The following is an 18,716-nucleotide window of genomic DNA, read 5'->3' as shown; positions in this document are numbered from 1 at the left end:
ATCTATTTGTAGCACTCGAATATCTGATCCACATCCTTTTTGGACATGTGGGGTGTCATCGTGCTGACAATCAATACGATGGGGAAGCCACCAAGCATGGCAATAGCACCGCAGTTGATGGGATTGATGGGGTTGCCAAGGAGCATGTTGATAACGGTGAGACCGACGCCCCATACAAAGCAGGCCCATACAGAGGCGGTGGTGACGCGCTTCCAATAGAGACCCAACATGAAGGGAGCGAGGAAAGCACCTGCCAGCGCACCCCAGGAGATACCCATGAGCTGGGCAATGAAGGTGGGAGGATTCAGGGCGATGAGCAGGGAGATAGCGATGAAGAACATAATCAGTACGCGCATCACCACGACCTTACGACGCTCAACCTTTTCGGCAACAATATCATCGATGGTGCCTTCTTCTACTTCACCAGGCAAAGACTTCTTGTCACGATAAATGAGGTCGAGGGTCATCGTTGAACTTGACGTGAGTACCAATGAGGCCAGTGTGGACATAGATGCCGACAGCACCAGCAGTACTACGAGGGCGATGAGCACATCGGGCAGGGTGATGAGCATAGCAGGTACGATGGAGTCGAAGGCTATCTTGCCATTGGCACCAATCACGGGGTCGTAAAGACGTCCGAAGCCACCAAGGAAATAACATCCACCAGCCACGATGAAGGCGAAAATGGTGGAGATAACGGTGCCGCGCTTGATGGCACTCTCGTCAGTAATAGAATAGAACTTACCTACCATCTGGGGCAGTCCCATGGTGCCCAGGGAGGTGAGGATGACAACACCCAGCAGTCCCCAGGGGTCAGGTCCGAACCACGAAGCAAAGACACCTGTAGCGCCTGTATCATCGGCTGGAATCTCGGCCAGTCGCTCTACAGCTGTTGTCAGACCTCCGTTATTGGCCAGTACGGCCCATATCACTGCCACGATACCAAAGAGCATGATGATACCCTGAATGAAGTCGTTCATGGCTGTAGCCTTATAGCCTCCCAGGATGACGTAGATAGCGGTGAGGATAGACATGATCACTACACAATACTCGTAGGGAATCTCGAAGCCCATCTCGAAGAGACGCGAGATACCGCTATACACGCCTGCGGTATAGGGAATCAGGAAGACGAAGGCGATGATAGATGCTGCTACGCGCAGTCCCTGACTCTGGAAACGGGTGCCAAAGAAATCGGGCATTGTGCGGCTCTCGATATGCTGTGTCATCAGTTTGGTGCGGCGTCCCAGGATAATCCAGGCCAGCAACGAACCTATCACGGCATTACCAATACCAATCCATGCGGACGAGAGACCGTATTTCCAGCCAAACTGTCCTGCATAGCCCACAAAGACGACCGCAGAGAAATAACTGGTGCCAAAGGCGAAAGCCGTGAGCCAGGGACCTACGGAACGTCCGCCGAGCACGAATCCATCAACACTGCTGGCCTGTTTGCGGGTGTAGAGACCTACACCAATCATGACGGCCAGGAAAATAATCGTTAAGAGAACTTTGATTAACATAATTATCAATTGTCAATTTTCAATTACCAATTAGAATGCTACCTGCACCTGAGCCTGCAACCAGTTGTAATCCTTTGAGGAGATTTTCTCGCCGCAGAGGCAACGGGTGTATTGCAGTTGTACACGACATTTCTTGTAGAACCAGTACTGAACGCCCAAGGTCAGGTTGGTCTGATCCCATCCGTCAACCTTGGTGTTGCGGTTGAAGGTCTCGCCAGATGCTACGATGTCGAGGGCGTCATAGACAGGGATACAGGTGGTGACATAGCCACCGCGACTGCCTACTTCACCATCTTCACCGCCCAACCACTCGGCTCGGATGCTGGCAGGACGGGCTTCTTTGTATTCGCCCTCAGAATAGGGGGCCGTCTTATATTCTACACCTACGCTATAGCGGTTGCGCTTGTAGTTGTCACCTTTCTGGATGTCAGGATTCCAAGCGGCAGTACCCATTGCATTACCTGTGCCCAGATAGCCGGAGCCTACAATACGCAAGCCGTCCATGGGGCGCAGTTCCAATTTGGCGATAAAATCTTTCTGGTTGTTCTGGTCCTTGCGGTTGATACCCTGTCCGCTCATCAGCGCCAGCTCATAGTGTACCTTGTTCTTCAGGATATCACCAAAGATCATCAATCCCTGGTCGCGACCATAGTTCACACCATTCAGGGGGTCAGGACCTTCGCCAGCCAGATAGAGCACAGCCTGAGAATAGACGTCGATAAGTTCCAGTTGAGTAGGAGACATGGGGTTTTCCATGGTGTAAGAGTGCTTGAACTGTCCCAGACGGACGGTCAGCGCGTTATTCTTTGTCACGCGAAAATCGGTATAGAACTCTTGTGGAACACTCGAGAAGTCGTGCATAAAGAGAAACGACCAGCGGTCTGTGATACGGGCTTTTGCCCAAAGGAGCGTACGCTTCAGATTGTAGGAGTTGGTCTTCTCACCGTTGAGGTCCTGATAGGACCAGCCGCCCTGTGCATAGCCGTTCAGGGTGATACGACTGGTAAAGTCCTCCATCCAAAGGGGAGTGTCTTTTTTCTTCTGTCCCATAGCTGCCGTACTGCTGAAAACGGCCAGCACTACGGCTAAAGTTGCCGCCATCCATGTCTGCTTTTTCATACCGTGCGATTAATTTAGTAATACCAATGTTTTAGTTAAAAAAATAAAATATGGTTGCAAAGGTAAGAAATAAATATGAATTAAGAACCATGAACTATGAATTATTTTTTAACTTTGCAACAATATTCAATTTATTTCTTACAAAATGAAACGTTTTATACTTGTATTGGTTTCTATTTGTGCTTTTTCTGTACTGCTTCCTGTAGAGGCAAAGAAGAAGGCAACAAAACAACTTTCTGATCGTGAGTATTGGTGTGAGCAGGCCTATAAAATGGCACAGCCGGTATTGGAAAACATGGCTAAGGGTGAACTGCAGAAGAATATGCAGACGGAGTTCTCACCCTCGTTTGACAACCGTAATCGCAAGGTGGTGTATATGGAGACGTTTGGTCGCCTGATGGCCGGTATTGCGCCTTGGCTGGCCCTGCCAGATAGCGTGTTTGGCAGTTCTGCTGCAGAGCAGAAGGAACTCGCACAGGTTCGCCAGTTGCGTGAGTGGGCCCTGGCTTCGTATAAGAACTCGGTAGATCCTGAGAGTCCTGATTACCTCTGTTGGGGTGTGGCTGGCCAGAACCTGGTGGATGCTGCCTATATCGCAGAGTCGTTTATCCGTGCTTATGATGCCTTGTGGGTGCCGCTCGACAAGGTAACGAAGGAGCGTTATATCAAGGAGTTCAAGAAACTGCGTTCGATAGAACCGCCTTATACCAACTGGTTCCTTTTCTCTTCTACGATAGAGAGTTTTATCGCTAAGGCTGCTGGGCTGAGGGAGTATGACGACTTCCGTGTGATGATGACGATTCGTAAGGTAGAGGAATGGTATGTAGGTGATGGCTGGTATGCCGATGGTCCTGTGTTCGCTTTCGATTACTACTCGAGTTATGTGTTCCATGCCATGTATCTGGAGACCCTTCAGAATATGATTGATGCGAGGGCAAATACCCGTTTGGAGTACAGGAAATATTATGACCGTGCACTGAAGCGCGCACAGAAATTCTCGATTATCCTGGAGCGCTTTATCTCGCCAGAGGGAACATTCCCTGTGATTGGTCGCTCTACGCCTTATCGTATGGCAGCTATGCAACCATTGGCTTTGATGGCCTGGTATCAGAAACTGCCTCGGGAACTGAGCAACGGACAGGTGCGTGCCGCCTTGACGCAGGTGATGCATCGGATGTATGACCAGCAACAGAATTACAATGAGGGTGGCTTCCTTACTATCGGCTTCTGTGGACACCAGCCGGAGACAGCCGACTGGTACACCAATAATGGTTCGCTCTATATGACCAGTCTGTCGCTGATGCCTCTCGGACTGCCAGCCAACCATGATTTCTGGACTTGTAAGGCTGAGCCTTGGACGCAGGTGAAGGCATGGGGCGGACAACCTTTCCCTAAAGACCATCGCTGGGCAGACGATATCCAGACTAAAGACCGCTGGTAAGAAAAAGAAAATGGAGAGCACAAGTGGCTCTCCATTACTTTTTTATTGATGTAGGCTTGCTTAGCGCAGAGCGAAGCAGTTGTCTGTGTAAACAGCTTCCTTGACCTGCTGCATACCAGCCTCGTCGTTGGTCACGGTGAGCTTCTCGCCATTCTGCAGGGAAGCCTGGATGGTGCCATCGGCATTGAAACGGATAATCTCCTTGGTCACACCGTTCTGAGAGATTGACCATGACTCTGTCTTGCTGTCGTGAATGAAGAGGGTAATCTCACCGTTAGGAGCCTTTACCTCGTAACCATTCTTCAGCGTCTTTACGGCATAGTAACGGCCGTCCTGACCCTTCACGGTCTGCACCTTGTTTACAGCCATAGGATTGCTGCCTGTCCAGAACTCGATGGTATTGAGTACTACAGCGTCTACGAAGAGGCATACGCCACCTACGATAGGCTGCAGAATCAGACCTACGATACCATTAACGTACTTGTTGCTGGTCATGTTGCACTGCCACTTCTCGTACTTATTGAAGAGACTGAAAGAACCAATACATGAACTGCACAGAAAACTACCTGCCAGCAGCACACAGGCTGCACTTAAACTAATCTTTTTCATACCGTTTAATTGTTAAAGTCATAAAAACTGCGTGCAAATTTACACATTTTCTGTAAATGGCATCCTGTTTTATACAGAAAAATTATCGATTAACTGACGATAGAGGGTGTTTTGACGCAGAATAGATGAGCATCCTACGATAATCATCTGCTTGCGAGCACGTGTCAGGGCAACATTGAGCTTGCGGTCCACTGTCTGTCCTTCGTCGTCTGTAAAGGTGCTGGCAGTCAGGAAATCCAGTTGGTACTGACGACTGACGCCAACATCGTAGATAATGACATCACGCTGTGAACCCTGATAACGCTCCACGGTATCAATACTGATATCAGGAAGAACCTCCCGGATGGCTGCTATCTGATGGCGGTAGGTCACAATGATGCCAAGGGTCTTCTCTGGATTAAAGCGTTCGCCATAGAAACGACGGATACGCAGGGCAAGATCGATGGTGTTGGGTGTTGAGTCGAAGAATACGATGCGATGAGTCTTGAGAATATCATCAATGGCATCTTGTGAGGGCAGGTCGTAGCCGATGGCTGTTTCCTGCTGATGGGGCAGGGGAACGGGTTGCAGCCAGGCATGATAGAAATGGTTGCTGGCAAACGATGCCACATCAGGGTGCATGCGTCCCTGACGGTGAAGGGTGCCGATAAATTGCGTGCGCTGCTGCTGTACCTCCCAGTTGTAAAGGCGCTGGAAGAGCGACTGCCTGCAGTCGTTCAGTCCGATACTTCTGAGTAATGGGTCGTCAATCCGTGCTTCCTCCGGATTCTGCTGTACCACGGCAGGCAGTTGCTTGTGGTCACCAACGAGTACGAAACGGTCTATCTGGTCGCTACTCAGTAATCCGATGAGGCCTGGCTCCAATACTTGTGAGGCTTCGTCGACAATGGCCAAGGAGAAATGGCGGCCTTCCAAGAGGAACGGACGTGCCTGCATCATGGATGTGGTACCTGTGAGGATACGTTCATCGTCAGCAAGACCGGCATCTTCAAGCATGGAGCGAATCTCATCGACAGCACGATTGGTATAGGCCATCAGAAGGATGGATGACGTATCGATACCCTTTAGTTCTTCTTCCACCATGAAGCGTAGGGCCATAGAGGTCTTGCCCGTTCCTGGAGGACCAACCAGAAGGAAGTAGTCGCGAGCCTGTTTGACCTTCAGAAGGATATCATCATAATAAGGGCTGTACGACTGTGACAGGGTGAGTGAGGTGTCGGCCTCAGGTGTACGCTGTCCTAAGAGCAGCGCCTTCTTCTGGGGCGAGGATTGTATGAACTGGTGAATACTGCGGATGTTACTGTTGGTACCCACATCACTACCACCATGTTCTATAGCCCAGGTCTTGTCTGAAAGGGCAAAGACGGACTCGTTCTGCTGACCATCGTTCAATTGGATAATGACCTTGCCGTCATGGATATCCTCGATACTGCCCTTGTAGAGAATGCTTTTCCGGACATTCGGCTCTTCATCGTATTGATAAAGATAGATCATATCGCCCTTACGGAAATTGAGGGTGCCCAATGGGGACGCATTGGGAACATTGCTGAAACGAAGGGTGATGCGGTTATAGCCACCATCTGGGTCTGTTTTCTCGCGCTTGATGATATGGAGGGGCATGATGATGTTACCCTGTTCTTGTTTCTCGTTGAGGGGCATCAGCCAAAGGTCGGAACTGCATCCTCCAGCATGATGGAGTGTTTGCTCACTACTGCCCAGTTTCTGTGCCCTTTGTTCACGATAGACAAAGGTCATCATGCGCTCGTAGTAAGCACGTTCAAGAGAGTCGAGAGTTAAGAGATAAGAGTTTAGAGTTAAGAGTTCTGGCAGGATATAACGATGGAAATAGCCATCGCGGGCAACACCTTTATATATAATATCAGCATTGAGCAGGGGGATGATGCGACCAAATCCGTCGCGAGCGATAAGCAGTTCGGTAGCAACAATCTGGTTACGCAACTTGATGGCCTCGCGAAACAGGGTGCGATAGTAGTTGACCGCTATCAGTCCTTTCTCTGGCGCATAGCGTGAATAGAGCAGACGGGTATCTACTTGATTATCACTTTTGTTGAAATTATAGCGCAGGATGCCATAATAGAGTAGCAACTGCACATAGTGACTCTCCAGTTGCAGACCATGGGCATCATGACTCTGGTATTCTATCTTCTGGTTCTTGCCTGATTTCTGTTCTACAAGCAGACTCATATCGGCCGTCATCAAGTCCACACGTCCCTGAAGACCAAGATGCTCGCAGACGAACGAGGGCTCGAGTAGGGAATTATGAATTAAGAATTCAGAATTAAGAATTGATGTCGTCTGGCGGATATTCTCCATCTGCGCAGCCGCAGCCTGTTCAAAGCTCTCTTTATTGAAGTCCTCGCATGCAGCAAAGCGGTCGGCCTGTTCGCGATAGGAACGTTGCAATGACTGTTGTAGCGTGACCTGCGGGTTGTGGATGATATCGTCGAGAGCCGTGCCGGCAAAGTTACCTAATAGTGTGGCTTGCGTGTTGGGACGTGGCTTCAGACGACTGACGGTGTAGAGTAGGGGATGATGCCCGTAGGCTGTGAAACAGGCCGCCAGAGACGAGATGTCGAGCATAAAGTCGGGCTCTACCACGATGAGACCTGGAACGATCTTTTCGTCATAGTGGCAATCCAGCAGGTTCAGCTGCATACCCTCGCGGAGTATTTTTTGCAGATAGGCAAAATCGCGCCCCCCGTCAGTATTGCCATAGTCAATGACAATCTCCCCCTCTTCGCTGTCTGCTGTTATCGTCTTGTCGTCGTACGAACGGACAATACAGCGGATATAGCGCTTGTTGATGTTGAGTTGCGTGGGTTGAGGCTGTAGGTTGACAGGCAACAGTTGCAGCAGACTGCCAGGCACATCCTCATGGAAGATGGTAGAGATAAGTAGAGTTACTGCTCGCAAATCGTAGTGCCACTCATCGAGAGACAACGTTTCATTTCCATTGGAATGGCGACGAGCCTGTTGGATAGCCCATTTCTGTTGCGCTTTCAATCCATAGTGCTTGCAGACATAGTCTATCTGCGAGAAAAGGTTGCCAAAGGTTCCCCCTTGTGAGCGACAGCCTTCTGCTGCACAGAGTTTGATGACTTCGTGCAGTTGTCGCAGGTTGACTGTTGACGGTTTGCCAGCAGCCAGTTCCTGAAGTATATCATATTGTTCCTTAGCGTTGATCATTCTTCACCTTTCAATGACTTCACATATTGGTATAACTTACGATAGAACGGATGGCGTGTCAACGTGTTGCTATCGCCCAGGATGATGACTTTCATTCGTGCTCTGGTGATAGCCACGTTCATGCGTCGTAGGTCGCGTAGGAATCCAATCTGTCCGTCGTCGTTAGAGCGTACCAGGGAGATGACGATAATGTCGCGCTCCTGTCCCTGGAATCCGTCAACGGTATTCACGCTGATGCGTGTGCGGAAGGGCTTCATCCACTCCTTCTTACGGATTTGTGAACGCAGATACTGCACCTGGGCACGGTAGGGTGAGATGATGCCCACGTCGAGTCGCTCGTCCAGGATACGCTGTTTGCCGATGAGTTCGAAATAGGCTTGCAGGGAGAGCAGGGTCAGTTCGGCTTCCGTCTTGTTGACACGACCGAAGGACTCTCCCACGAATTCCTCCTTACCATCATATTGTGAGGTGTCAATCCACATCATAGGCAGATCGAGGTCTAGGATGCTGCGGTGTTTTACCTCGGGTGCCGCCACCATCTGGTGATGGTAGAACCAGTCGGACGAGAACTGCATGATATCTTCGTGCATGCGGTATTGTATGCGCAGAAGGGTCACCACCTCAGGCTTCTGCTCGGCGATACGTTCCATCAGCGTGTGACCTAGTCCGCCTTTCAGGGCTTCATAGCATTTTACCGTAGGGGGCAACTGACAATGGTCGCCTGCCAGGATTACACGACTGGCCCTGCGGATGGGTATCCAACAGGCTGCTTCAAGGGCCTGGGCGGCCTCGTCGATGAAAAGGGTGCCAAACTTCATGCCGTCGAGCAGACGGTTGGCAGAGCCTACCAGGGTACAGGCTATGACGCGTGCCTCACCAAAGAGTTCGGCATTGATGCGTATCTCCAGTTCGGTGGCACGACTCTTCAGGCGATCCATCTTCTGGTGCCAGTTGTCTGTACGTTTTCTATGACTGCGCAATTCACGGATAGCCTTGCGGATAGCCCATAGCTGGGGATAGTCAGGATGAGCCTCGAAGCGACGCTCGTAGGTAAAGGAGAGCATCTTATCGTCTACCCTGACGGGGTTTCCTATACGCAAAACGTTCAGACCTCTATCTACGAGTTTCTCCGATATCCAGTCTACCGCCGTATTGCTCTGGGCGCATACCAGTACCTGACTCTCGCGACGCAGGGTCTCATAGATGGCTTCTACAAGGGTGGTTGTCTTTCCTGTGCCTGGAGGGCCATGTACAATGGCTACATCCTTGGCTCGCAGCACTTCGTTGACAGCATGCTGCTGGGTTTCATTCAGATACGAGAAACCGATGTCAGGAAAAGAAAATGTCTCGGCTTTCTGATGCGAGTAGAAAAGGTCGCGCAGATAACCCAATCGGCCTTTGGCACGCATGGTGCGGTCGATGGCATCGAACATCAGGCGATAGGAGGTCTCGTCGAAGAAGAGTTGGATGCCTAGCTGACCATCGGTGATCTGTAAATCCCCAACAGGAAAGCCGTCGGGTATGCTGACCACCATACGGTCGCCATCGACATAGCTCACGCTACCAGTGGCATGGAAGAAATGAATCTCTTTCTCCTTTTGTACGAAGAATTGGACTGGTCGTCCGAATTCAAAGTTATGGTCTGTGTCATCGTCTGCCTGGCGGAATACCTCCACGCAATATTGATTCAGGGAGTTATAGTACGACTTGCCAACACGCAAAGGCATCCAGGCATCACCACGTTTCACCCTTCGCAGCATGCCGAGGGCTTCGGTCTGCTGTTGGAAGGCGCGCTTCTCTTCATCGTATTCCATCTGCAACAAAGCACGCTGGCGTTGCAGTTCAAGTATAGGGGATGTTATTTCTTTGCTCATAAATTAAAATGGTGCAGGATAGCGGAACGTTAGCCGTTCGTTTGTTTCCGGGTCATTAAAGGACAGCAGTTCGGCGTGCAGATACAAGCGGTCGGCTTTCTGTCGTCCATAAAGAGGATCGCCCTTGATAGGATTATTGAGACCTTGCTCGTGGGCACAATGCACACGCAACTGATGGGTGCGACCAGTATGGGGAGTCAGTCGGATACGACAATCGCCTAAGGCCTGATATTCTGTCAGGGCAGGCTTGCCGTACTCAGTATCCACCACCTGACGGGGACGGTCTGTCAAGTCTGGTCGTAGGGGCAGACTAATGGTGCCGCTCCCTTGTATCTCTTTTTCCAATATCGCGACATATTCTTTCTGTACTGTTCGCGCTAAGAACTGGTTTTGCAAATGATGGTAGGCCTCTTGGGTCAGCGCCACGACCATCACACCCGAGGTATCCATATCCAGACGATGTACCATATAGATTTCCGAATATTGCTTCTTGAGAAGACTTTCTACTGATGGGGCATCAGAGAGACCAGGAACGGATAGTAGGCCAGCTGGCTTGTAGATAACGAGGAAACCGGATGCCTGGTGTATGATGATAGGTTCCAGGGACTTGTGGGCCTCATTGGTTTCCATGGGGAGCATCCATCCTAGGATAGGTCTGCATTTACCCCGACAAGCAGGATAGTAGTGGTTATGATGACGTATCTCCATGCGAGGTGACCTGCCTTGCCAGAATTCTGCCATACTCAATGGACGCAGTTGATGGGTAAAGGCATACTGGAGTAACTTAGGGGCACAGCATTCACCTGAACCAGAGGGAGGCACTCCTTGAGGCGTTTGGGAAAAGATGTTGGTCAGCGAGCGATATTTATTCTCGCTATTCGCCATCATGAAATGGTCAAATAGCCAACGTTGCAAAGCATCAGAGCGCTGTTTCCGCTCAGCTTTCAATGAGGCAATCTCTGCGGAGAATGGTTGCAGGCGTCTCTCAATGGTATCCATTTGCTCCTGCCAACGTTTCTTCAAGCGGCGTAGTTCGGCTTTCTGAAACTGACTCTCGCGAATTATCGTCTCAGTCTCACCATCTTTTTCCCGTTGTTCATCACGTCGCTTTTTTGACTGTTGCATCAGTTGCTTATAGGCTGCAATTTCCTGGTTGGCCTGTTGGTTGACCTGCTGCCATTCTGCTTGTAGGGCCAGGTGCTCATTGTTCTTTTCTAATGCCTCCACCTGTTGATTGATGGCAGAGATACGAGCCTCCTCTTGTTTGAAATAACCATCGGGCTGCAGATAGTCGAAGATAGCTGGCACAAACCAAGGCCAGTCTTCGCGTCCGCCAATCTGCCCGCTATAAGCTGCAAGGAAACCAAGTTGGCCTTGCTGATTCTCGCACACCAAGACACCAAACATCTTTCCTGCCTGTATCTCTTCGTCCCATTTAGGGTGCTGCTTTAGGTATGCACGCACCTCATCGGCCGCCTCCAAACAAAGTGGATGCGGCTCGTAGCAAAACGGATTATTCATCTGTTTTGGACGTGGTGTCAGGGTGTGTAGAAGATGAAACGGCATTTGAATGCAAAAGTACAAAACTTTTTCGATATTACTTGCTCACATCAAAAAAAAAGCATACTTTTGCACGGAGAATGTCAAGACTTCCGACAAAATGAATAGCAATATATCTGTCACGCTGAACGACCTGAGTATAGGTTACAGGAATAAGCAGGGCACCAGGGTGGTGGCTGAACATCTTACGGCCAACATTCATCAGGGGTGTCTTACTTGTCTGTTGGGTGAGAATGGTGTGGGTAAGTCGACATTGCTCAAGACGTTGTCTGCCTTCCAGCCACAACTGGGTGGAAGTATCTGTATCCAGGGACGTGAGTTGGGACAATACACTGAGCGCGAGCTGGCTCGTACTATTGGTATTGTGTTAACAGAGAAACCTGATGTGCAGCAAATGACGGCGATGGAACTGGTAGAAATGGGACGCGCGCCTTATACTGGGTTCTGGGGACGACTGAATGATGATGACCGAAGGGCTTGTGAGGAAGCAATGGCTTTGATAGGCATTGGTCATCTGAAAAACAGGATGATTGAGACTTTGAGCGATGGCGAGCGCCAGAAGGTCATGATAGCGAAGACACTGGCGCAGCAGACACCTATCATTTATTTGGATGAGCCTACAGCCTTCTTGGATTATCCCAGTAAGGTGGACATGCTTTTGTTGCTGAGTCGTATCAGTAGGGAGGCACAGAAAACGGTGTTTCTATCGACCCATGATTTGGAACTGGCTTTGCAGGTGGCTGACGAGATATGGCTGATGACTAGACCTCACACAGAAATCACTGAAATCACAGAAAGAGGAGCAAAGCTCCTGATAGGAACACCACACGAATTGGCACAGAGTGGTGCCTTGAGCCAGTTTGTTGAACGAGGCAAAGGTATCGAGTTTAATAAAGCTACACTCAGTGTCAGGGTCAAGAAATTTCTGTGATTTCAGTGATTTCTGTGTGACCTAGAAAATGTCACGTATCAGAATATCCCATACTGCAACGATATGACAGATACTACCAGCCAATACGCAGAAATGGAATACCGTATGCATATATTTCTTTTTGTTGAACGAATAGAACACAGCACCCGTGATATAAAATACTCCCTCGAGCACAATCCAGACGAAAGCATTCGTTGAAACTGTGTCAACCAATGGCTTAAAGGCAGCCAATACGCTAAGACCCATTATCACAAAGCATGCCGTTTCGATATTTGAGTGGTCTTTCAGTTTGATGAAACTGATCAGGGTACCTATGAGGGCGCAGACCCATACAAAGGTGAAAAGCGTCCATCCCCAATATCCTTCATTGCGTAGTGCCATCAGTGTGATAGGCGAATAGCTGCCTGCTATGTGCCAATAGATGGCTGCATGGTCCCACTTCCGGAAATGTTCTCGCCATGGATTCCTGAGTTTCAGGGCGTGATAAATGGTAGATGCCAAATAGCTGCCCAGCATACCGAAGAGGTAAAGCCCAACACCAATAGCTGCCCATGAGCGGTCGTTATTGCCTAATAATACGACGATAAAAAATGCGATGCCCACTGCTCCGGCCATTATAGCACCGCCAGCATGACTCCATGAATTCCAAACTTCCTCCTTGTGTGTGTATCTTATTGCCATTTTTGGTTTGAGGTTTGAGAGTTGAGGGCTAGTCAACTAGGACAAAGTCGAGCTGGCGTTTCTCTATGTTGGCACGAGCCACCTTGATACGGACGGCATCGCCAAGCTGATATTTCTGATGATGACGGCGGCCTACCAGACAGTAGTTGCGCTCGTCGAACTCGTAATAGTCGCCATCGAGGTCATGCATACCCACAAGTCCTTCGCAGTGGTTCTCATCAATCTCGCAGTAGATGCCGTATGACTGGACACCACTGATATGGGCATCAAACTCCATACCTACCTTATCGGCCATGAATTCCACCATCTTGTATTTGATAGAGTCGCGCTCTGCATTCTGGGCGGTCTGCTCCATCTGACTGCAGTGCTCGCAGAGTTCCTCGTAGTGATCCTGGTTCACAGAACGTCCACCATCCTGATAACGGGTGAGCAGACGGTGCACCATCGTGTCAGGATAACGACGGATGGGGGAGGTGAAGTGCGTGTAGTAGTCAAAAGCCAGTCCGTAGTGCCCAATGTTGTGGGTCGAATATCTGGCTTTCATCATCGCACGCAGGGTCAGCGTCTCTACGAGTTTTTGTTCGCGCTCGCCTTGTGCTTCCTCCATTAAGTTGTTGAGATTCTTTGAGATAGCACCCTTTGTGCCGCTGGTTTTCACCTTATAACCGAAAGGAGCCAGGGCTGTGCGCAGACTTTCCAACTTTTGAGGATCGGGCTGGTCGTGGATACGATAAACGAAAGTCTTGCCTTTGGAGGGCTTGCCAGAATCCTCTTTTTTAGCCTTTCCTGCCTTACCGATGAATTCTGCTACCGTGCGGTTGGCCAGCAACATAAACTCCTCAATGAGCTGTGTGGCATCTGTCGACTTCTTGAAATAGCAGCGGGTGGGCTTGCCATCGTCATCAATATCAAAGTGCAGTTCTTCACGATCAAACTTCACAGCACCATTCTTGAAACGGCGCTCGCGCAGACGTTTGGCCATTTTGTCAAGGATACGCAATTCGTCGGCGTAGTCACCATCTTTTCCTTCCAGAATCTCCTGTACTTCCTCATAGGCGTATCGGCGGTTGCTCTTGATAACGGTATGGGCCAGGTGCCAGTCTTTGATATTGGCATCATCGTCCAGGACGAAAATGACACTATAGCAGAGTTTTTCCTCATCAGGACGGAGTGAACAGACAAAGTTACATAGTCTTTCTGGTAGCATAGGAATGGTGCGGTCAACAAGATAGACGCTGGTAGCGCGCTGTTCGGCCTCACGATCGATGATACTGCCTTCGGTGACATAATGGCTCACATCAGCAATATGGACGCCTACTTCATAGAGGTTTGAGGTTTTATTTTTTTGACTTGTGACTTTTCTGATGCTCAATGCATCGTCAAAGTCCTTGGCATCTTTGGGGTCGATGGTGCAGGTGAACACCTCACGGAAGTCCTCACGACGGGCGATTTCTTCCTCGGAAATCTCTGCGTTAATCTTCAGAGCAGCATCCTCTACACGTTTCGGATACTTATAAGGCAGACCATACTGCGCCAGGATGGCATGCATCTCAACATTGTTTTCGCCTTGTTTGCCAAGCACGTCAATGACTTCACCGACAATATTCTTTGATTCTGCCGATGGCCACTGCGTGATTTTTACAACGGCCTTCTCGCCAGTCTTGCCTCCCTTGAGCTTCTTTTTAGGAATCAGGATGTCATGCACAAAGAAGTTTCCTTCAGCATTCAGGAAGGCGAAATCCTTCTCTACCTGCAGGATGCCTACGGCCTGGTCGTGCTTGCGTTCCAGAATCTCTGTAACAATCGCTTCCTTGATATGATTCTGACGGCGTGCCATATAGGCCACCTTCACCCGGTCTCCATTGAGGGCGAACATCGAGTTGCGCTCTGCTACAAAGACGGGTTTGCCGCCATCATCAGGCTGGAACGAGTTCTTGCCGTTGGCTTTACGGATGAAAGTACCCTCCTGCACCTGCGTCTTCAGATTCAGTTTATAAGCGCTGTCACCTACTTTCGACAGATAATCATCCCATGCCATCTCTTCCATCACGTCGATAGCGAGCATCTTCACGGGATGCGTATCAAATTTCAGTGCCTTGAATATCTGTTTGAAACTGAGCGTCTCGCCAGGATGAGCCTGAAACAAGGCTTGCAAAGCGTTTGCAACATCACGCTTATTCAACCGTTTTCCACCTCTTTTCTTTCCCATAATTGCAAAAGTATTGGTTTTTACGTGGGCAAAGATACAAAAAATTCTTAATTGTTGAGCCTTAATGGGCAAAAATTACTATCTTTGCAACGCAATTTAATTCGAATTAAAATGAAAATAGCATTAATCGGCTATGGCAAGATGGGCAAAATGATTGAAGAAATAGCCCGTAGCCGTGGCCATGAGATTGTTAGTATCATCGATATAGACAATCAACAGGATTTTGAGAGTGAGGCCTTCGCATCAGCTGATGTGGCCATCGAGTTTACAGCTCCTCAGGCTGCCTATGGTAACTATTTGAAAGCGTGGGCTAAAGGCGTAAAGGTTGTGTCTGGTTCTACAGGTTGGATGAAGGAACATGGAGATGATGTCCGTCAGGCTTGCGAGAACGGCCAGACGTTGTTCTGGGCTTCAAATTTTTCTATCGGCGTGGCCATCTTCTCTGCCGTTAACCGTTACTTAGCCAAAATCATGAACCAGTTTCCGCAGTACGATGTAGAGATGGAGGAGACGCATCATGTGCATAAGCTCGACCATCCCAGTGGTACGGCTATCACGCTGGCCGAGGAGATTGTGGAGAATATCGACCGTAAAGAAGCCTGGGCAGAGGATACCACAGACCCCAAACTGCTGCGTGTGGATCATATCCGCCGTGGAGAGGTGCCTGGCATCCATACCATCCGCTATGACTCTGATGCCGATATCATCACGATAACGCATGATGCGCATTCACGTCGTGGCTTTGCCCTTGGTGCAGTATTGGCTGCAGAATATACCAAGGATCATCAGGGATTGCTGACAATTAGTGATATGTTTAAGTTCTAGGAGTATTAGAAATATCAGATTACGTGTTGGTATGGAAAAACGCGAAAAGAAGAAACTGAATATGAAAAAGCAGTGGACCAAGTTTGTCCTGGTGATGGTGTGCTATCTGCTTTTCCTCTATTGGGTGGAGTCATGGTTGGGCCTGCTGGTCATTCCCTTTATCTATGACGCCTATATCTCAAAGAAAATCAATTGGAAATGGTGGCAGGACTTGGAAGGTCCGATGCGCTCGGTGATGTCGTGGGTCGATGCTATCGTGTTTGCATTGGTGGCTGTCTATTTTATCAACCAGTTCTTTTTCCAGAACTATGTCATCCCATCCTCTTCATTGGAGAAGTCGCTGCTCACGGGTGATTATCTTTTTGTGAGTAAGGTGAGCTACGGACCTCGTATTCCTGAGACCCCGCTGACAGTTCCCCTGACACAGCATACCTTGCCTATTGGCGATTTGAAGTCATACATTGAGTGGCCTCATTGGGAATACCGTCGTGTGCCTGGATTGGGTAAGGTGGAACTCAATGATATCGTGGTGTTCAATTATCCCGCTGGTGATACGATTTGTCAGAATGTGCCTTATCAGACGGAGTATTACAATATGTGCTATGGTTATGGACGTCAGATATATGAGCAGAACTATCCTATGGCTTATCCTGTTGACTCGCTATCGAAGGTTGAGCAGAGAGCGCGTTTTGAGGCGTATTACAACTTGGGACGACAGTATATCTCTGCTAATGCGCAGGAGTTTGGTGGCATTGGCTATCGTCCCACAGACCGTCGTGAAAACTACGTGAAGCGTTGTGTGGGTCTGCCTGGTGATACCCTGCAGATTATCGAGCATGTTGTTTATCTGAACGGTAAGGCCAATAAAGAACCGGATAACGTGCAGTACACATACGATGTTTTGTTCAATGATGGTGCTATTCTCACCAATGATTTCTTGAAAGAGAACGGCATCACCTGCGAGGATCTCGGCCTGAGTAGTGCCGACAAGGCCTATTTCAAGAGCGAAGGTCAGATACAGCTGACCCAGCAATTCCGCAATAACCGTATCATCATGCCGATGACGAAGCAAACGGCGGCATTGCTGAAGAGCAGAAAGGACCTGGTACAGGCAATGGCTCCTGTTACAGGAGGTAATCCTGCAGAGGTCTATCCTCTTAATATGGTGAAAGACTGGACTCGCGACAACTACGGTCCTATCTGGATTCCTAAGAAGGGTGAAAGCATTAAGTTGTCTCTTGACAACCTGCCTATCTACGAGCGTCCTATCAGGGTTTATGAACATAACGACCTGGAGGTGCGTGATGGTAAGATATTTATCAATGGTGAGCAGACGGATAGCTACACCTTTAAGATGGACTATTACTGGATGATGGGTGATAACCGTCATAACTCTGCCGACTCACGCTATTGGGGTTTTGTGCCTGAAGATCATATCGTGGGTAAGCCCATCTTCATCTGGTGGAGTAGCGATCCCGATCGTGGTCTCTTCGGAGGAGGCATCCGTTGGAGTCGTCTGTTCCGATTTGTCGACAACATTAAGTAAATGAAAAAGACCCTCCGATTCCTATTGGCATTCCTGATAGCCTTCGCAATTATGATGGTTGTCAGGATGATAGGTGTCACTCTCTATACTATCAGCGGCACTGGCTCGGGACCGGTGTTCCAAGCCGGTGACCGCGTGATGGTAAACAGATGGAGTTACGGCCTGAGGGTAGGAGGGAAAGATTGTTTCTTTGGCTATGGACGCATAGCCCGACAGTCTGTTGAGAAAGGTGATTTGGTGGCTTTTGAGAATCCACAGAATAACGACCAGATTCTTATCTATCGCTGTAAGGGACTACCTGGAGACACCATTGTTCATGAGGGAAACACATTTGTGGTGCCCAGCCTGAGAGACTGTGCTGACGCAGATTATTACTGGTTGGAGACGCTTGATTCCCATCAGTTGGGTTTTATTGCTGAGGAATACCTCATAGGGCGTGCCTTCATGGTTGTATATAGTCGTGACCCGTTAGAACCTCTGTGGAAAGGGTGGCGTTCAAATAGAATCCTTCTGCCTCTATGACCAGCGTACTCCTTTCTACCACTTATTTCGGTCCTGTGCAGTGGTATCAGAAGTTATACCGCTATGATTCTGTGTCCATAGACCTACAGGAGACTTTCCAGAAGCAGACCTATCGTAATCGCTGCCTGATAGCAACGACGCAGGGTGTTCAGGCCTTGACGGTGCCTGTGGTCCATGATGCAAGCAATATGATAAGTGATATCCGTATTTCGGATCATGGCAACTGGCGTCATCTGCATTGGCAGGCTTTGCAGACAGCCTATGGTGATTCCCCTTTCTTTGAGTATTACGAAGATGACCTGCGCCCGTTCTTTACGGAGCGCCATTGGGAGCGACTGAAAGATTATAACATGTCTATCTGTCAGAAGATGTGTGAGTTGCTGGATATACAGCCGACAATAGTACAGACTTCAGACTTCAGACTTCAGCCATCTTGCCCCCCATCCATCAATCCTGATGATTTTCGTTTGGGCATCAACCCCAAGCATCCGCTTGAGGATGTCGATTTTCAACCCAAACCTTATTATCAGGTTTATCAGCAGAAACATGGTTTTCTGCCCAACCTCAGCATTCTGGATCTTCTGTTTAATATGGGTCCGGAAAGCATCTTTTATCTATAGATAAGCCCCTTATTCCTATTAAAAAACGTAAAAACTTGCGTGTATTACAAAA

The 18,716-nt window shown here is 49.1% G+C and carries 14 protein-coding genes; 6 read left to right on the top strand and 8 right to left on the bottom strand.

The features are described from left to right. Positions 1 to 2: 2 nt before the first annotated feature. Positions 3 to 1,520, bottom strand: a complete 1,518-nt coding sequence (locus tag L6466_RS13900; RefSeq protein WP_237802486.1) for a sodium:solute symporter family transporter — start codon at positions 1,518 to 1,520, stop codon at positions 3 to 5. A gap of 30 nt (positions 1,521 to 1,550) precedes the next feature. Continuing rightward, the gene (locus L6466_RS13895) at positions 1,551 to 2,639 is read right to left on the bottom strand and encodes an OprO/OprP family phosphate-selective porin (protein WP_237802487.1); all 1,089 of its coding nucleotides are present in this window, start codon (positions 2,637 to 2,639) and stop codon (positions 1,551 to 1,553) included. Positions 2,640 to 2,784: 145 nt separating this feature from the next. Here L6466_RS13895 and L6466_RS13890 point away from each other — a divergent pair, with 145 nt between their 5' ends. Continuing rightward, positions 2,785 to 4,080 carry a DUF2264 domain-containing protein gene (locus L6466_RS13890; protein WP_091819151.1) on the top strand — a complete coding sequence of 432 codons (1,296 nt, stop codon included), beginning with the start codon at positions 2,785 to 2,787 and terminating at the stop codon, positions 4,078 to 4,080. Positions 4,081 to 4,140: 60 nt separating this feature from the next. Here L6466_RS13890 and L6466_RS13885 read toward each other — a convergent pair whose 3' ends face one another. From L6466_RS13885 to L6466_RS13870, 4 genes are all read right to left on the bottom strand, one after another. Continuing rightward, the gene (locus L6466_RS13885) at positions 4,141 to 4,689 is read right to left on the bottom strand and encodes a DUF3332 domain-containing protein (protein WP_237802488.1); all 549 of its coding nucleotides are present in this window, start codon (positions 4,687 to 4,689) and stop codon (positions 4,141 to 4,143) included. 69 nt (positions 4,690 to 4,758) lie between these two features. After that, the gene (locus L6466_RS13880) at positions 4,759 to 7,896 is read right to left on the bottom strand and encodes a DEAD/DEAH box helicase (RefSeq protein ID WP_237802489.1); all 3,138 of its coding nucleotides are present in this window, start codon (positions 7,894 to 7,896) and stop codon (positions 4,759 to 4,761) included. Further along, positions 7,893 to 9,770 (bottom strand): AAA domain-containing protein, encoded by a 1,878-nt coding sequence (locus L6466_RS13875; protein ID WP_237794052.1) that lies wholly within the window; start codon positions 9,768 to 9,770, stop codon positions 7,893 to 7,895. Before L6466_RS13875 ends, L6466_RS13880 begins: the two co-directional genes overlap by 4 nt. 3 nt (positions 9,771 to 9,773) lie before the next feature. Next, the gene (locus L6466_RS13870) at positions 9,774 to 11,291 is read right to left on the bottom strand and encodes an RluA family pseudouridine synthase (RefSeq protein ID WP_237794060.1); all 1,518 of its coding nucleotides are present in this window, start codon (positions 11,289 to 11,291) and stop codon (positions 9,774 to 9,776) included. Between the two features lie 139 nt (positions 11,292 to 11,430). Between L6466_RS13870 and L6466_RS13865 the strand changes: the two genes are divergently transcribed. Then, entirely contained in the window at positions 11,431 to 12,261 is an 831-nt protein-coding gene (locus L6466_RS13865; protein WP_091853910.1) for an ABC transporter ATP-binding protein, read from the top strand. A gap of 21 nt (positions 12,262 to 12,282) precedes the next feature. Here the strand turns inward: L6466_RS13865 and trhA are convergent, their stop codons facing one another. Together trhA and rnr are read right to left on the bottom strand one after the other, a co-directional pair. Then, positions 12,283 to 12,942: a PAQR family membrane homeostasis protein TrhA gene (gene trhA, locus L6466_RS13860; protein ID WP_091819157.1), complete on the bottom strand. Its 660-nt coding sequence runs from the start codon at positions 12,940 to 12,942 to the stop codon at positions 12,283 to 12,285. Between the two features lie 28 nt (positions 12,943 to 12,970). Next, the gene (rnr, locus tag L6466_RS13855; protein ID WP_237802490.1) at positions 12,971 to 15,151 is read right to left on the bottom strand and encodes a ribonuclease R; all 2,181 of its coding nucleotides are present in this window, start codon (positions 15,149 to 15,151) and stop codon (positions 12,971 to 12,973) included. 111 nt (positions 15,152 to 15,262) lie between these two features. On the opposite strand from rnr, the gene dapB reads away from it, so the two are divergent. The 4 genes from dapB to L6466_RS13835 are packed head-to-tail and all read left to right on the top strand — an operon-like array spanning position 15,263 to position 18,664. Then, a complete protein-coding gene (dapB, locus tag L6466_RS13850; protein WP_091853915.1) occupies positions 15,263 to 15,976 on the top strand; it encodes a 4-hydroxy-tetrahydrodipicolinate reductase in 714 nt (237 codons plus the stop codon). A gap of 31 nt (positions 15,977 to 16,007) precedes the next feature. Continuing rightward, entirely contained in the window at positions 16,008 to 17,522 is a 1,515-nt protein-coding gene (gene lepB / locus L6466_RS13845) for a signal peptidase I (protein WP_237802491.1), read from the top strand. After that, entirely contained in the window at positions 17,523 to 18,044 is a 522-nt protein-coding gene (gene lepB, locus L6466_RS13840; protein WP_237802492.1) for a signal peptidase I, read from the top strand. Next, positions 18,041 to 18,664, top strand: a complete 624-nt coding sequence (locus L6466_RS13835) for a WbqC family protein (protein ID WP_237802493.1) — start codon at positions 18,041 to 18,043, stop codon at positions 18,662 to 18,664. Before lepB (L6466_RS13840) ends, L6466_RS13835 begins: the two co-directional genes overlap by 4 nt. Positions 18,665 to 18,716: the final 52 nt, after the last annotated feature.

This window comes from Prevotella communis (genome assembly GCF_022024175.1).
In the GTDB taxonomy this organism is placed as follows: domain Bacteria; phylum Bacteroidota; class Bacteroidia; order Bacteroidales; family Bacteroidaceae; genus Prevotella; species Prevotella communis.
The sequence above is the reverse complement of the archived record's forward strand: the minus strand, read 5'-3'. Positions and strand labels throughout refer to the sequence as shown.

What these genes read in the sequence shown, in the direction of transcription:
- L6466_RS13900 (WP_237802486.1), bottom strand. Translation starts at nt 1,520, where the DNA reads ATGTTAATCAAAGTTCTCTTAACGATTATTTTCCTGGCCGTCATGATT.
- L6466_RS13895 (WP_237802487.1), bottom strand. Translation starts at nt 2,639, where the DNA reads ATGAAAAAGCAGACATGGATGGCGGCAACTTTAGCCGTAGTGCTGGCC.
- L6466_RS13890 (WP_091819151.1), top strand. Translation starts at nt 2,785, where the DNA reads ATGAAACGTTTTATACTTGTATTGGTTTCTATTTGTGCTTTTTCTGTA.
- L6466_RS13885 (WP_237802488.1), bottom strand. Translation starts at nt 4,689, where the DNA reads ATGAAAAAGATTAGTTTAAGTGCAGCCTGTGTGCTGCTGGCAGGTAGT.
- L6466_RS13880 (WP_237802489.1), bottom strand. Translation starts at nt 7,896, where the DNA reads ATGATCAACGCTAAGGAACAATATGATATACTTCAGGAACTGGCTGCT.
- L6466_RS13875 (WP_237794052.1), bottom strand. Translation starts at nt 9,770, where the DNA reads ATGAGCAAAGAAATAACATCCCCTATACTTGAACTGCAACGCCAGCGT.
- L6466_RS13870 (WP_237794060.1), bottom strand. Translation starts at nt 11,291, where the DNA reads ATGAATAATCCGTTTTGCTACGAGCCGCATCCACTTTGTTTGGAGGCG.
- L6466_RS13865 (WP_091853910.1), top strand. Translation starts at nt 11,431, where the DNA reads ATGAATAGCAATATATCTGTCACGCTGAACGACCTGAGTATAGGTTAC.
- trhA (WP_091819157.1), bottom strand. Translation starts at nt 12,942, where the DNA reads ATGGCAATAAGATACACACACAAGGAGGAAGTTTGGAATTCATGGAGT.
- rnr (WP_237802490.1), bottom strand. Translation starts at nt 15,151, where the DNA reads ATGGGAAAGAAAAGAGGTGGAAAACGGTTGAATAAGCGTGATGTTGCA.
- dapB (WP_091853915.1), top strand. Translation starts at nt 15,263, where the DNA reads ATGAAAATAGCATTAATCGGCTATGGCAAGATGGGCAAAATGATTGAA.
- lepB (WP_237802491.1), top strand. Translation starts at nt 16,008, where the DNA reads ATGGAAAAACGCGAAAAGAAGAAACTGAATATGAAAAAGCAGTGGACC.
- lepB (WP_237802492.1), top strand. Translation starts at nt 17,523, where the DNA reads ATGAAAAAGACCCTCCGATTCCTATTGGCATTCCTGATAGCCTTCGCA.
- L6466_RS13835 (WP_237802493.1), top strand. Translation starts at nt 18,041, where the DNA reads ATGACCAGCGTACTCCTTTCTACCACTTATTTCGGTCCTGTGCAGTGG.